The 15,290-nt window shown below is 49.1% G+C and carries 13 protein-coding genes; 11 read left to right on the top strand and 2 right to left on the bottom strand.

The features are described from left to right. The first annotated feature begins 15 nt into the window (after positions 1-15). Positions 16-2,037: a peptidoglycan D,D-transpeptidase FtsI family protein gene (locus AC1VOR_RS20010; RefSeq protein WP_482620439.1), complete on the top strand. Its 2,022-nt coding sequence runs from the start codon at positions 16-18 to the stop codon at positions 2,035-2,037. A 209-nt stretch (positions 2,038-2,246) separates the two neighbouring features. Here the strand turns inward: AC1VOR_RS20010 and AC1VOR_RS20005 are convergent, their stop codons facing one another. After that, a complete protein-coding gene (locus AC1VOR_RS20005; RefSeq protein ID WP_482620437.1) occupies positions 2,247-2,630 on the bottom strand; it encodes a hypothetical protein in 384 nt (127 codons plus the stop codon). Between the two features lie 418 nt (positions 2,631-3,048). Here AC1VOR_RS20005 and AC1VOR_RS20000 point away from each other — a divergent pair, with 418 nt between their 5' ends. The 7 genes from AC1VOR_RS20000 to AC1VOR_RS19970 all read left to right on the top strand — a co-directional run bounded on the left by AC1VOR_RS20000 (position 3,049) and on the right by AC1VOR_RS19970 (position 10,204). Beyond that, a complete protein-coding gene (locus AC1VOR_RS20000) occupies positions 3,049-4,023 on the top strand; it encodes a metal ABC transporter solute-binding protein, Zn/Mn family (protein ID WP_482620435.1) in 975 nt (324 codons plus the stop codon). A 33-nt stretch (positions 4,024-4,056) separates the two neighbouring features. Beyond that, positions 4,057-4,815: a metal ABC transporter ATP-binding protein gene (locus tag AC1VOR_RS19995; protein WP_482620433.1), complete on the top strand. Its 759-nt coding sequence runs from the start codon at positions 4,057-4,059 to the stop codon at positions 4,813-4,815. Between the two features lie 4 nt (positions 4,816-4,819). After that, a complete protein-coding gene (locus tag AC1VOR_RS19990) occupies positions 4,820-5,770 on the top strand; it encodes a metal ABC transporter permease (RefSeq protein ID WP_482620431.1) in 951 nt (316 codons plus the stop codon). Position 5,771: 1 nt separating this feature from the next. After that, a complete protein-coding gene (locus AC1VOR_RS19985) occupies positions 5,772-6,653 on the top strand; it encodes a metal ABC transporter permease (protein ID WP_482620429.1) in 882 nt (293 codons plus the stop codon). A 245-nt stretch (positions 6,654-6,898) separates the two neighbouring features. Next, positions 6,899-7,642, top strand: coding sequence for a Cof-type HAD-IIB family hydrolase (locus AC1VOR_RS19980; protein WP_482620427.1), 744 nt, complete (start codon positions 6,899-6,901; stop codon positions 7,640-7,642). A 9-nt stretch (positions 7,643-7,651) separates the two neighbouring features. Further along, positions 7,652-8,137 (top strand): DUF456 domain-containing protein, encoded by a 486-nt coding sequence (locus tag AC1VOR_RS19975; protein WP_482620509.1) that lies wholly within the window; start codon positions 7,652-7,654, stop codon positions 8,135-8,137. Between the two features lie 432 nt (positions 8,138-8,569). Beyond that, positions 8,570-10,204 carry a putative polysaccharide biosynthesis protein gene (locus AC1VOR_RS19970; RefSeq protein ID WP_482620425.1) on the top strand — a complete coding sequence of 545 codons (1,635 nt, stop codon included), beginning with the start codon at positions 8,570-8,572 and terminating at the stop codon, positions 10,202-10,204. Here AC1VOR_RS19970 and AC1VOR_RS19965 read toward each other — a convergent pair. Further along, complete coding sequence (locus AC1VOR_RS19965) at positions 10,201-11,634, bottom strand: DUF2515 family protein (RefSeq protein ID WP_482620424.1); 1,434 nt, start codon at positions 11,632-11,634, stop codon at positions 10,201-10,203. The two genes, AC1VOR_RS19970 and AC1VOR_RS19965, sit on opposite strands and share 4 nt — an antisense overlap. A gap of 136 nt (positions 11,635-11,770) precedes the next feature. Between AC1VOR_RS19965 and AC1VOR_RS19960 the strand changes: the two genes are divergently transcribed. From AC1VOR_RS19960 to AC1VOR_RS19950, 3 genes are all read left to right on the top strand, one after another. Next, entirely contained in the window at positions 11,771-12,130 is a 360-nt protein-coding gene (locus AC1VOR_RS19960) for a thioredoxin family protein (protein ID WP_482620423.1), read from the top strand. Positions 12,131-12,328: 198 nt separating this feature from the next. Beyond that, entirely contained in the window at positions 12,329-13,303 is a 975-nt protein-coding gene (locus AC1VOR_RS19955) for a COX15/CtaA family protein (RefSeq protein WP_482620422.1), read from the top strand. 212 nt (positions 13,304-13,515) lie between these two features. Next, on the top strand, positions 13,516-15,282 hold the full coding sequence (locus AC1VOR_RS19950) for a UbiD family decarboxylase (protein WP_482620420.1): 1,767 nt from the start codon (positions 13,516-13,518) through the stop codon (positions 15,280-15,282). Positions 15,283-15,290: the final 8 nt, after the last annotated feature.

Genomic DNA, 15,290 nt, shown 5'->3' with positions numbered 1-15,290 from the left:
GTAGGGGGAACACAGGTGAAAAGCGCCTATGGAGAAGATCCACGCGAGCAGGAAATTGCGATGCAGCGTCATTTTAATATAAGGTTGAATATTTTTTTCTTTAGCGCATTTGCCATTTTTACTGTAATTATTGTACGACTGGCCATTTTGCAGTTCGTGGAGGGGCCAACCCTTTCCCAGCAGGAGAGCAGTTTGCGCGTCAAGGATGTACCGCTGGCACCTACCCGGGGAACCATCTATGCCGCAGGCGGGGAGAAGCTGGCTTATTCTACGCCGGTACAGTCCTTATACATCACGCTGCAGAAGGATTATAGCAACACGGAGCGAGGGCTGAAGAATCGCCCGGAAGCGCTGGAGCTTGCCGATAAATTGAAGGAAGTATTCGATAAGTATGGCAAGGCGGATACCGCCATGACCAAAGAGCAGATTGTTGATGTAATGGATTTGGATTATCGGAGAGATAATGGATTCACACCACGCCGCATCAAGATGGATTTAACCTCACAGGAGATAGCTTATTTCCTGGAACGGAAAAGTGAATTTCCAGGGATAGATATTTTGGAGGAAAACATTCGCCATTATGATAAGGATACGGTAGCTGTTCAGACGATTGGTTACTTAAAGAAGTTTTCTAGTGCATCGACCACTGATGCCTCTGATCTTAAATACTATAAAGATATTCGTGAGCAAAAAGAAACTGATCCGGCTCTGCAATATACAGAATCGGAACTTGTTGGTTTTGATGGATTGGAACTATATTATCAGGAAGAGCTTCGCGGCAAGAACGGCTACAAAAGTGTACCTATCGATCCGCGTAATATGGCTACGGGGATTGCTGAGATTACTCCACCTGTAAAGGGTTATGATTTGCACACAACAATTAATAAAGATATTCAGATGATTGCTGAACAGGCAATTCTTGATCAGATTGACTGGGTTCACAAAAATCCTGTGTCAGGTAGAACACACCCTAATGCTAAGACGGGTTATGCTGTGGCGATGGAAGTTGATACAGGTAATGTAATAGCCATGGCAAGTATGCCAGACTATGATACAAATGTTTGGCAAAGTGGAGGAATTGATCCAACTGACTGGAATGAAATCATGCTCAACTATCAGAATGGAGCAATAACTCCATATAGTTCAGGACGATCAGGACATGGTTTTGGTTCAGATGTACTGCTCGGCTCTACAATTAAGCCTTTGTCTGTTCTAATAGGACTTAACGAAAAATTATTTACCACATCGACGTATTACAATGATAGAGGAATTGCCTACTTTGGTAAAAATGATTCATCAAGTGTTCGAAACTCAGGTCGTAAAGCATATGGACCACTTGATCCATCGGGCGCTATTTTTCATTCATCCAACACTTTCATGGTAGAGATGGTCGGTGAAAAACTTTACAGTAAGTATGGTGATAAGGGGATTGGGATATGGGATAAGTATATGAAAGAGTTTGGGCTGGGTGTATCTACGCGTGTTGACTTACCGAGAGAATTCCTGGGTTCATTAGCGTATAACAATGAGTCTGAAACAGCCTTATCCCGGCTAGTATATGCTTCTTTCGGACAGCAGGGGGGGTACACAACAATGCAGTTGGCCCAATATACTGCTACTTTGGCAAGCCGTGGAAAACGAATGAAGCCTCATCTTGTCAGTAAGATAACGGATGAGAAAGGTAACATTATTGAGGAATTCAAACCTACAGTAATCAATGAAGTTAAGTTTGAGGAAGCTCACTGGAATGAAGTTATTGGTGGTATGAAGACAAATGTTAGTTCCGTTTTCTCGGGTTTCCCATATGATTATGCACGCAAGACGGGTACCTCTGAACAGTATGCTAAAGGCGAGAATAGGGACAACGGTGTGTTCATTGCTTTCGCTCCACGTGAAAATCCAAAGCTCGCCGTAGCTGTAATTATTCCTGAGGGTGGATTTGGCGCTTGGAGTGCTGCACCGGTTGCTCGCAAAATCTTTGATGCGTATGATCAGGAATATGGACTGGATGGAGTACCGAAGAAACTTAAAGAATGAACTTTGTGCTATTGAAAAATACTTGTAAAAATACATTAATAACTATGTATGATTAGATAATAATTAAGTTGCCTTAGCTCGAAATTCTATAGAGCTAAGGCAACTTAATTTTTTTACTCTATTACTCATTGAGTAGATAACACATTCTTCATAGCAACTACTTAATTAGAAAACTATTCTGATTAACCAACCAGAAAGAATATAGTTGCTTATCTCTCTCTTATTGAAGCTGTAACAGAGGCACTTGGTGAAGTAGCATAGATATCAACGTCTGCTTGTAAAATATATGTTGCATTTAAGTCAAGCCATACATCAGTTGAACGACTTTTATTGAGGTAATCTACAGAGAAACTAACTACTTCTTCCATAGTATTTGAACCCGTCACTTTATATAGTTCCCCCCATCCATTTCCGTCGCTTCCAGAGTAAGTAACTGTAAATTTCATATATTTCCCAGCTCCGGTCAGTGTTATCTGCTTAGCGGCATTATCTTTGCGTGTTGATGTTACACTACCAGTTGTTGCTGCAAGGGCACTTGTGGAGAAAGTAAGCAAAAGAACAATGGACAATGCAAACATAGAAAGTCTTTTCATTTTTTAAACCTCCTAATATTTAGTATATTTATATTATAATTTTCTATTAAATGTATTTCAACCAATAAATGAGAAAATTAAGTAATAAATATATTTTGTGGATATAGCGCGGGTTAATTTCTAAAAGATTCCTGATGCCCTTTATTCCAAGGGCAGTCTTAAGAAATTTTTTATTGTTAATTGATTATTTTTAGTACTTTCTAAAATTTTAACTATTGTTAAGATAATCGATTTTTAAGTAATATCATCTTTTTTAATGACATGGTAAAGTTTCCTCTTGCTTTTCTTTGTGTCTTCCCTTAAAATTTGCCCTAGGGAAACATTTTTATATTCAACTAAAAAACAAAGTTTAAGTAAACAAGTGTTTACTTGTACAACTTGAGAAAAAAACAATGTATGATGGAGAGGAGTTCAAGTAATGAACGAGATGCAAGTGAAGAAAAGCCCGTTTCATCGGGCAAAAATGACGTTGGGGATTTTGGCCCTCATTATATTGGGCGCTTGCTCCAAGGTGGAAGGGCAAGCCGATTCGGTGCAACGGCCCGCGGACGGAGAGCCCATTCAGGTCGTGGCTACGATTGGAATGATTACGGATGTAGTGAAGCAGGTTGGCGGTGAGGAAGTGGAAGCCAACGGTCTGATGGGCCCTGGCGTGGACCCTCACTTATATAAAGCTTCCCAAGGCGATATTGAGAAGCTGGATAAAGCCGATATTATTTTCTACGGTGGTTTGCATTTGGAAGGGAAAATGACAGAAATTTTTGAAAAGATAGAGAATCGCAAGCCAACAGTTCCGGTATCCGAGGATATCGATCCTCAATTGCTGAGATCCGGTGCGGATGCAGGGGGTTCACAATATGACCCACATATCTGGTTCAATGTACGCCACTGGATTTCGGCTACGGAGACCATTCGCGATACGCTGGTCGCCTATGACCCGGATCATGCTGAGACCTATCAACAAAATGCTGAGGCGTATATTACTCAACTGGAAGAGCTGGATGCGGAAGTAAAACGGCAAATTGCCGAGATCCCGGAGCAAGACCGGGTCCTGGTAACTGCTCATGATGCGTTTGGGTACTTCGGAGATGCTTACGGCATCGAGGTTATGGGATTGCAAGGCATCAGCACAGCGGCTGAGTATGGCTCCAAGGATGTCAGCAAGCTGCGGGATTTCCTGGTAGAGAATAAGATCAAGGCTGTGTTCGTGGAGTCGAGTATTCCGACCAAATCCATGGAGGCGGTTATTGCCGGGGCCAAGGAGATGGGCCATACCGTCAAGATCGGTGGCGAGCTTTATTCGGATTCCATGGGAGAGCCAGGATCGGATGCAGATACGTATATTAAAATGGTTGAACATAACGTAAGCACCATCGTGGAGGCGCTGAAATAAAATAAGAAAGCACGATAGAAAAGGGGAAGTAAAATGAAAGGTTATCCGCTGGAAGTCAGTCATTTGACCGTTGCATATCAGAAAAAACCGGTACTTAGATCGGTATCCTTTCAAATACCGGAAGGCAAATTAATTGGAGTTCTCGGTCCCAACGGGGCCGGGAAGTCCACGCTGCTCAAGGCGGTGCTTGGCCTCATTCCAGCCTTGGACGGCGAAGTTCGTATTTATGATCGTCCTTATCGCGAGCAACGCAAAATTATCGGCTATGTGCCGCAGCGGGAATCTGTGGATTGGGATTTCCCAACAAACGCACTGGATGTCGTCATGATGGGTCGGTATGGACATCTTGGCTGGTTCCGTCGGCCTGGTGCCAAGGAGCGCCAGATTGCGATGGAATGCTTGGCGAAGGTGGGCATGGCAGACTTTGCTGGCCGTCAGATCAGCCAACTGTCCGGTGGGCAGCAGCAACGGGTATTTCTGGCACGGGCACTGGCTCAGAACGCGCAATTGTATTTTATGGATGAACCGTTCTCTGGCGTGGATGCTACCACAGAGAAAGCGATCATTAATCTGCTGCATGAGCTTAAGGAACAAGGGAAGACCGTATTAGTTGTCCATCATGACCTGTCAACGGTGAAGGAGTATTTCGATCATGTATTGCTGCTGAACGGGGAATTGGTGGCTGCGGGTCCAACGGAAGAGACCTTTACGCCTGCTAATTTGCATAGTACGTACGGGGGCCGAATTGCCATGCTGGCTGATTTTGCTACTGTGCCGTCAGGGACGGTGTGACGCCATGTTAGCGGATTTAATACGTTGGTTCACCGATCCAAACATGCAATGGATATTGGCCGGATCTTTGCTGCTTGGCTTAGGCAGCGGAGTAATCGGCTCCTTCACCTTCTTGCGCAAGCAAAGCTTGCTCGGGGATGCGCTGGCACATGCAGCCTTGCCCGGGATATGTATCGCATTTATGCTAAGCGGGGTCAAGTCGGTGGGACTGTTCATGTTGGGCGCTATTATCGCGGGCATGTTGGCTACCTTCGGTATTTCAGCCATTACTCGTTATTCACGAATTAAGCAGGATGCGGCGCTGGGCATTGTATTGTCCGTATTCTTCGGGATCGGGATTGTCCTGCTGACCAAGATTCAGCATAGCGGCAACGGGAACCAAAGCGGACTGGATAAATACATGTTTGGTCAAGCGGCTTCCATGATGCTATCGGACGTCTATATGATGGGTGCGGTGTCCGTGCTTCTGATTGCAGTATGTGCGCTGTTGTTCAAGGAGTTCAAGCTGGTCAGCTTTGACCCTGGTTTTGCCCGGGGGATGGGGCTGAAAGTGGCATTTCTGGAGCAACTGTTGCTGCTGATGACCGTTATTGCGGTCGTCGTTGGTATTCAGGCTGTAGGTGTTGTACTTGTAGCGGCCTTGTTGATCACGCCTGCTGTGGCCGCAAGATATTGGACGGATGCTTTAGGTCTCATGGTCGTATTGGCGGGTGTGTTCGGTGCTTTATCAGGAGTGACCGGAACGCTAATTAGCTCGACTTTATCCAATTTACCGACTGGCCCGGTAACGGTGCTGGCCGCCACGGCGTTATTTTTCGTTTCTGCAGTGTTTGCCCCTAATCGGGGGCTTCTGGCCAAGTGGCTCCGGCATTTGCGTAGTCGCAGTGAGGTACAGAAGTATGCGGGTCGCGCCGTTGTTCATCAAAGTCAGACAGTAGAAAGGGGGACGGAATGATATGACGGACTTTTGGATTATTCTCACCGGAACCCTGGTGGCTGCTACTTGTGGGATATTGGGCTGTTTTCTCGTCTTACGCAAAATGGCGATGGTTGGCGATGCCATTAGTCACTCCGTATTGCCTGGTATCGCCATTGCATTCCTGATCAGTAGTTCCCGAGATTCCATGCTAATGCTGTTTGGGGCAGCGGTACTTGGATTGATTACCGTATTTCTGATTCAACTGCTGCAAAATAGCGGCCTTCAATCGGATGCGTCCATCGGTATTGTGTTCACTGCCCTGTTCGCCATCGGTGTTATTATCATTAGCCGGAATGCGGCCCATATTGATCTGGACCTTGATTGTGTCTTGTTCGGCGAGATTGCATATGTGCAATGGGATACATGGGTGTGGAACGGTTACGATATGGGACCTGTAGCTGTTTGGATGCTTGGCAGTACGCTATTGATTGTCCTTGCTGCTATCGGGTTGTTCTACAAGCAATTTAAATTATGTGCTTTTGACCCGGCGCTCGCGGCTGCTGTGGGCATCCCGGTGGCGTTATTCCATTATATGTTGATGGGTCTGGTCTCGCTGTCCACTGTAGCATCCTTCGAAAGCGTGGGTGCCATTCTAGTGGTTGGAATGCTAATCATTCCTGCTGCTACAGCTTACCTGCTGACCGACCGGCTCAGTATGATGATCGTTTATAGCGTCCTGATCGGTGCGATTAGTGCAACAGGCGGCTACTATGCGGCAAAATGGCTGGATGCTTCCATCGCTGGAGCCATGGTCACGGTAGCGGGAATCTTGTTCGTGTTAGCGTTCATCCTGTCCCCTTCTCACGGGCTGGTGGCTCGGTTGGGAAAACGTAGACGGATGAACTCCGCGGCAGCTTAAGGTCAGCGCGATTATCTCTTGAAATCGTAAGCTGATCATTAATAATCACGCTCTTATGCAAGGGCTCTATCCTGAATCATGGGACCATGTTGGTCTTGTGAAGCAGGGTAGAGTCTTTTTTCATGAACGGATGGTTGTTCTGGAAGGCTTATCCAAAGCCCGATAAGCTTTGTTGGCTACTTGGGAATATGGTAAAATGACGGTAGCTTATAGAGACAAGAACATGGAGATGGGGGAGTTGTCTTTTGAATTACAAACTGCTGGCACTCGATATGGATGGGACGTTGCTGAATGATCTTCATGAAATTACACCGGAAACAGAGTATTGGATTCGCAAGGCTGCCGCGGCCGGGGTTCATGTCTGCCTATCCACAGGCCGCAGCTATGACGAGGCAATTCCTTATGGAGACCAACTAAATTTGGGAACACCAATGATTACGGTCAACGGCAGCGAGATTTGGAAGTCCCCGCATGAACTGCATCGGCGGATCCTTCTGGATCGTCCGCTGATTGCAAGGCTATATGAAATTTCCCGGGAAAAGCAAGTGTGGTTCTGGGCGAATTCGGTAGAGGGCAGCTTCAATGAAGGAAGCTGGCTGCCGGAGTTGCTCGAACGCAACCATTGGCTGAAATTTGGTTATTTCACCGAAGATGATGCCGTACGGATGGCTATCTTGCGGGAATTGGAGGAGATGGATTCGTTCCAAATTACCAACTCTTCTCCGCATAATTTGGAGATTAATCCGAAGGGCATTAGCAAGGCTAGCGGGATTCAAGTTGTATGTGAACTGCTTGGCTTGCAAATGTCCGAGGTCGTAGCCATCGGTGATAGCCTGAACGATTTGGCAGCCATTGAAGCTGCCGGGCTTGGTGTGGCCATGGGGAATGCTCAGGAGTTTGTCAAGGCGAAGGCGGATGTCGTTACTGCTACAAATAACGAAGACGGAATTGCCTGGATTATTCGTGATTATGTTCTGACGGGGGAGTGACTTCACTTGCTGACCGTAATAGGTTGGATTATCGTGATTGCCCTATTTGCTGTAGGCCTGGCGGGTGCTGTGTATCCCGTATTGCCAGGTGCGCTTGCCATCTACTTTGCTTTTTTTGTCTACGGCTGGTTTTTCTCCTTCGATTCATTTGGTCCCTTCTTTTGGATTCTGCAAACGCTGATCGTGGTCGTTCTATTTGTAGCCGACTATGCTGTGGGGGCTTGGGGAGTGAAGAAGTTCGGCGGCAGCAAGCTGTCGGTCTGGCTTAGCACCATTGGCATTATTGTGGGTCCTTTTGTCATTCCAGCCTTTGGTCTGGTATTGGGTCCGCTCATTGGCGCTATGATTGGCGAGTTGATCAAGGGAGAGTCCTTGTCCAGATCGTTTAAGGTTGGGATAGGCTCGGTAGTAGGTTTGTTCAGCAGTATGGTGGTCAAAATCATTTTGCAGATTGTGATGATTATTGTGTTCATCATCTGGATTGTTGCCTTTTAGATAGAAGCGTGATGAATCCATTGCGCATGCCAATGCGATTCCCTGATCAGGCAGGTGGCAAAATGTGATTTTATTGGTACTAGTGGGTGCTAGCGGGAAATAGTCCTGATAAATGGTTGCCTTTATAGGTATAACAGGTATTTATATGGAATTTCTCATGCTAATTGTTACTCAATCACCGTTTTTACTTGAGAAGCTCTATATTAACTGGAGGATTTCCTGTTATATCTTATATAGGCTGGATTTACGCCGGATTAGCAGGAGGAATTCCCGTTAGTATGCAATCGGCAGTGTACATGGGGGCCGCCACCGCATCTTCACGCAGCAACGTCAACACTGATTTTTATTGTGAGCCATCCATCTGTGGCCTATTTTAGCTATTTCTAGTGAGCAATATTAGTTATCAGGCTTGTGGGGAAAGAAGGAATCGAGTTGTCGAAGAAAGAGTCGTTTGTCAGAGGTACGTTGATTTTAGCAGGGGCAGCGCTGATTGCCAGAGTCTTGGGCTTGTTCCAGCGCGTTCCGTTAGAGCATATTCTCGGAGAGGTGGGGAATGCCTCTTATTCCCAAGCCAATGCGGCGTACTTTATGCTGTTAACGCTGGCGACGGCGGGCATTCCGAGTACGCTAAGCAAAATGGTGTCGGAGAGGCACGCCTTAAATCGTCCGGAGGAAGCGAGGCGCATTTATCAGGCGGCGCTTCTTTTTGCCGCGGTAGCTGGTGTCGTCATGTTCATCCTGCTCTTTATCCTGGCGCCTTATTATGCCATAGCTTCCAAGGTTCCTGAGTCCGTCACGGCGATTCGAGCCTTGGCGCCGGCGTTGCTGTTGTTCCCGCTTATCGCGATGATTCGTGGTTATTTGCAAGGACGGAACATCATGATCGCTGGTGGAGTCTCTCAGGTAATTGAACAGATTGTCCGTGTAGCGACTGGCATACTGTTAGCCTTCCTGCTGTTTCACTGGGGTTATTCAGGCCAGACGATTGCGGCAGGCGCTACCTTTGGCGCCGTATTGGGCGGGGGCGCTGCCCTTATGGTGATGCTTTATTATAGTATGAAAATGTCGCGGCAGGATCGTGCTGAAGCAAGCCATGCGGCAACTAGCGGGGCGTCTCGTATGCCCCTCAAGCGCATTTATGGGGAAATTTTCAAGCTCTCTATCCCGATTGTATTAACCGCGTTGGCCGTTCCGGCCGTTAACTTTATTGATAACTCTATATTAAACCCATTGTTAAGTGGTCAAATGAGCTTAAGCGACTCCACCTACCTGCTGGGTATTCTGGGGAACCGGGCACAAATGATCGCTGGCATTCCGCCAATCCTGGCAATCGCACTAAGTCAATCGCTGGTGCCGATTATTTCCGCAGCTTATGCGCGGAAGGACGAGGAGCATTTGCAGCGGCAGGTCACCTTGGCGATGCGAGTGGCCGTATTGAGCGGTATGCCGATTATACTGGCGTTGGGAACGGCGGCATATTCTGTGAACGGCCTGTTGTTCAGTACGCGGGACGGTAGCAGCATTATTGCCCTGTTGACGTTCATGACGATATTCCAAATTACGATGATGACTAGTAACTCCATATTGCTGGGGGTTGGCAAGGCCAATCTATCGATGGTTCATGTGGGCATCGGGGTAGCGGTCAAGCTGGGAGCCAGTGTGGTGTTGGCTCAATTTATGGGGATATACGGGATCATTACCGCGACCGGGTTATGCTTCCTTGTGATTACGCTGCTTAATGTGCGTGCCATCAAGGGGATTGTACCGTTCTCGTTGATGGGCAATCGTTGGGCAGGATTTTTGGTGACCGTCATTGCCTTGTCTGGGGTAGGCTACGGTCTGAACCAATTGGGCAATCAAATGGTGGACCTGATGCCAGCCCGTATTGCCTTCTTCCTCACCTGTGCAATTGTAGGTGTAGCTGTAGTGGCGCTGTACCCTGTACTCTTAATTCTGCTGCGCGTCGTCCGCAAGGACGAGCTGGCGAGCTACCCGGCACCACTACGCAAGGTATTGTCGCCGTTGATGCGGTTGCAACGGGGGAGGGTAAGGTCCGCTGACCGCTAAGGTTTATCCAGCACATCGTGCACTAATGCGGTCTTGAGCAGGCCGTTCCTGTGCTTGCGACTGATGTCGCACAGGAACGGCCTTTTTGGTGCGCTGATGCCATCCAGCGCACGAAGGTCCTTGAGCCAATCCTCTCTGGAGATTGGCTCATAGGGGGTGTCGCCCCAAACGCTCAGCAGTTTGGGGCTGTAGAGACGCTCGCCTGGCGGCAGCGTCTCCATGTCCAGAAGCGCTGACGCCTGCGTGGGCGTCGTCAGCGCTTCTTCCGGATTGGCCGTGAACAAGTCCGGCCAATAATCCGCCCGCGAGCCGCTATGCGGCACGCTCGCGGCAAACCGCTCCGCGCCGCTGCGCACGGCTCGGTACCCCATCAGCATCGCGTACAGGCTTTTGCCTAGCGCGATGCGGGCAGAAAGGCTGCCGAAGTCCGAGACGGTGCGGCCGGCGAGACGCCGCACCTTCCAATCGGCAGCCTGCCCGTCCAGGGGCGCGTTCGTACACGCCGCGTCCCCTTCTTCTGCGTCACGCCTCGCTCCCTTGGCTGCATCTGCAGCCAGAGGTGGTTCACTAGACGCAGCTCGATCTTCCGCCAGTAGTGCCGAACTGGCGTCCATGCCTTCCATCCGTTCCAGCAACGGGAACACGATCTGATTCAAGCCCGTCAGGCTGAAGAGATGAAAGCCCGCCGTGCTGGTCACATACTTCTGGAAATAGGGATGCTGAATGACCCGCTTCTCAACATAATTCTGTTCGTTGATAATCAGACCTACGGTGAGCAGAGCGCTGCCGCGATCAATCCAGAAGCGTTCCCAGAAGGGGGTCATAAATCGGGAGACATGGAAATAGGGCAGCAGATGAAAGAGGCTGGCTCCACGTTCCCGACTCTTCCGGTATAGAAGAAGCTGGGGATAGGCATCCTGAAAGATCAGGGCATTGCTCCGCTCCAGGAAGCGGTAATTCAACCGCTTGGCTTCCGGGTCCAAGGCTTCCTCCAGCCTGCTGCCCTGCAAATCGGTCATATTGTATCCGGCATTCCGGGACACCATGTGGGCGAGGAACGCCCAATGCAGCTCTGGGCAAGCCTCGTAACAAGCCAGGTAAGCTGCCGTTCGCGTGATGTTGCTAATCCCTGCTTGACGGGTCTCGTCAGCGATGCTCTCCGCAAGCTGAAGGTCCTCTGCACTCAAGGCTTCAGCCGAAGGACGGGGAGTAAGGCCACGGCGTAGTACATCCTCGATTTCCGTAATGACGGTGCGAGCGGCTGATTCGCTCCAACCCAAAGACGTAGGCGCTTCCCGCAACTGGGAGGAGTCTGAGAAGGCGGCAGTCTGGCTCGTAATCATAAGTCGGATGGCGTCGGGCCAGCGATGCATAAACCTGGTGATTCGATGGGCTGACGACGTTCCGTCTGTACGGGATGACCGATCCATGGCAATATACTCCCTTCCTGACCTGCTTCATAAATTCCTGTTATCACAACACTTCTATATAGTATGTCCTAAATATTTGACTTCCACCCCTGCATTTGGTTGACTGTAGATACGAGAGAAGAAAGGGTGAATTGAGATGAGAAAAATGGCATTTTCTGAAGAATTTCAAGCTAGCATAGAAGCTTCGAGTCTGACCGTTGCTGTATTCAAAGCGGACTGGTGTGGGGACTGCAAGTTCATCGATCCCTTTATGCCGGAGGTAGAGCAGGCGTATGAAGGTCGGTTAACGCTAATTGAGGTTGACGTTGAACAGGTGGGTGAGGTCAGCCAGGAGCAGAATATCCTGGGTATTCCGAGCTTCGTGGCGTATGCGAATGGGAAAGAACTGGTTCGCTTCGTTAATAAATTGCGCAAATCCCGGGAGGAAATTGAAAGCTTCCTGAACCGGGCTCTGGAGGTATATCAGGCCTTAGAGCAAAATACAGAAAAGGCCTAACAAGCAAGCGAGAAAAATGATGAAGTTCAACTTATAATTGCGCCATAATATTAATCACGCCGCCGCCAGGAAGAACATTGCGGCGGTGTTTAATTTTGAACATTTTATGTATATCTGCCTATGAAAGTGGTTACTTGATCGGTTATAATGAAAGGGGTTTATTGGATTTTCTATCGAATCATAAAAGGTGTGAACCATTTGGATACGAAACGTTTGAAGTGGCTTAGCTATGCATCTTGTCTGGTCATGCTGCTGGCAACCTTCGGGGGCAGCGTTGTCACCAAGACAGAATCCGGACTTGGCTGCGGCAACGAATGGCCTCTCTGCCATGGTGAATTTGTGCCTGCCCATACGGTAGCCTCGGTCATTGAATATTCTCATCGTGCGGTAAGCGGAGCGGCAGGATTACTGACGCTGGCAACCTTTATCGCCTTCTGGCGCTACCGTAAGAACCGCAAAGATTTGCAAGCGTTCTCCCTTCTGGCCTTAGTCTTTGTGATGGTACAGGCTTTTATGGGAGCTATGGCCGTTATGTACCCAACTTCTTCAGCCGTCATGGCGCTTCATTTTGGATTCTCTCTGATCGCTTTTGCGAGCTCAGTCATGCTCGTACTTGGCATTCGAGAGGAAGAACGGGGACAAGCTGCAGGAAGAGATGAGGTTGCCAAGACGGCACGGGTTAGCCGGAAGTTCCGCAATCTGACCTGGATAGCGACTGGATACACCTACATCGTGGTATACATAGGGGCTTATGTCAGCCATACCGATTCAGCAGGTGGCTGCACCGGCTGGCCGCTATGCAACGGTCAGCTTATCCCGGAGCTTAGCGGGGGCGTAGGCATCGCGTTCGCCCACCGGGTGGCCGCGGCAATTCTTATGGTAGTGATCGCGGCTGTGGGCCATGTGGCCTTTCGCAAGCATCCCGACTTGCCGGAGATTCGCAAGCTGGGGCTCGCGGCAACGCTATTAATGATCGTTCAAGTCTTCACCGGTGCCTTTATCGTTTATACATTAACTAATTATCACATTTATTTGTTTGCTTCTTTGGCTCATATCATCGTGCTTGCCGCCTTGTTCGGCGTGCTCAGCTACCTGAGTGTCCGCACCTGGCAGCTAAGCCGGGGGGAGAAGAGGACTCCTCCTTCCAAAACGAAAGCCGATCAGGCATATTGAGAGCGCTGAATTCAAGATTCGATGTCGAACCCACTCCTTGAGTAACTTCGTTGTGGAAAGACGACTTTTTGAACAACCTCTAGAAAGTAAGGTTCGCCAAGCGGTTGCCGGATAAGGTATACTCTTGTCTATAGCAAACGAAACGTGACGACCGGGGCATGGGACCGAGCCGGTAGGCCCTTGTCCCGGTCTTTATAGGAGGATTATTAGGAATGAGCTACAAAAATTTGCGTCAATGGATTGATGCACTGCAGAAGGAAAACGAGCTTGCCATCATCGATGTGCCTGTCGATCCATATCTGGAATTGGCCGAAATTCACCGGCGTGTCATTGATGATGGTGGCCCGGCGCTTCTGTTCACTAATGTGAAGGGAACGCCATTCCCGGTAGCCACTAATCTGTTCGGTACCATTCGTCGCGTGGAGATGGCCTTTGGTCCACGGCCCGAAATGCTCGCCAACCAGCTTGTTGATGCCGTACATAAATTGTTGCCCCCTACGCCCAAAGCAATTTGGAATGAGCGTGGGCTTATCCGTGACGTGCTCAAAGTGGGAATGAAGAATGTCACCAAGAGTGAAGCTCCCATCCTGGGCGTATGCCGTACGGAATCGCCACTGAAGGATTTGCCAAAGGTAACGAGCTGGCAGGAGGATGGCGGCCCGTTTATTACGTTGCCGTTAGTTTATACCGAGAATCCACTCCAACCCAAGGAGAACAATCTGGGCATGTACCGGATTCAGTTATATGATGATCAGACCACCGGGGTCCACTGGCAAATTCAGAAGGGTGGCGGCTTCCATTACCATGAGGCTGAGAAGCGCGGAGAACCATTGACCGTTTCCGTGTTCCTGGGAGGGCCGCCAGCGATGGTGGCTTCAGCTATTTCCCCGGTACCGGAGCATCTGTCCGAACTGCTGGTCGCTTCGTTTATTCTAGGTGAGAAGTTGCCGATGATCGAAAATCCGCTAGGCGGACACCGCATTCCTGCGGAATCGGAATTCGCCATCTCCGGGCTGGTTCCCCCGTTTGAACGTCGTTTGGAAGGACCGTTCGGGGATCACTTTGGTTATTATTCGTTGCAGCATGAATTTCCGGTTCTGCATGTCAACCATATGTGGCACCGCAAGGATGCCATCTATCCGGCGACCATTGTCGGCAAGCCGCGGCAGGAGGATTATTATTTAGGGGATTTCCTGCAGAAGCTTCTGTCACCTGCCTTTCCAATGGTTATGCCGAATGTCCGCTCTTTATGGACCTACGCCGAGGCTGGCTTCCATGCGTTAAGCTCTGCCGTGGTTCGTGAGAGTTATTCTCGGGAAGCGCTGGTATCGGCCTTCCGTATTCTGGGTGAAGGGCAGCTATCGCTGACCAAATTTCTGATGCTGACGGACAAGCTGGTAGATCTGGCAGATTTCCGTCTGTTGCTTAAGACCATTCTGGAACGTTTTGACCCGGCTACGGATTTGTTTATTATTAACAATACATCCCATGACACGCTGGATTACACAGGTCATAAGCTAAATCATGGCAGTAAGGCTATTCTTATGGGAGTGGGCGACCCGATACGGGATTTGCCGCGCACTTATGAGGAAGGCGACATTGCGGAGATCAACAGCATCCAAGTTTTTCATGACGGATGCCTTGTCGTTTCCGGTGCATCCTATGAGGATGAGCCTGAGCTCGCGGAGCGGGTGCTTGGCCGTCTGCGCGAACGCGGAACAGCCTGGCCGTTCGTAGTCCTGGTGGATGACGCCAAGACAGCGGCTTACGATCAGACGGCATTTTTGTGGACGGTATTTACCCGGTTCAATCCGGCTAATGATATCTATGCTGCCGCCGAGGTGCGCCAGCATCACCTGTCCTACAGTCTGCCACTTGTGATTGATGCCCGTATGAAGCCAGGTTATCCGGATGAACTGTTCCCAAGAGAGGATATCGTATCCTTGGTCGATCAGCGCTGGAAATCCTATTTTCTGTGAAACGGAGG

This window comes from Paenibacillus sp. 1SOY10, from assembly GCF_056836745.1.
This window is presented reverse-complemented; position numbering and strand designations above follow the sequence as displayed.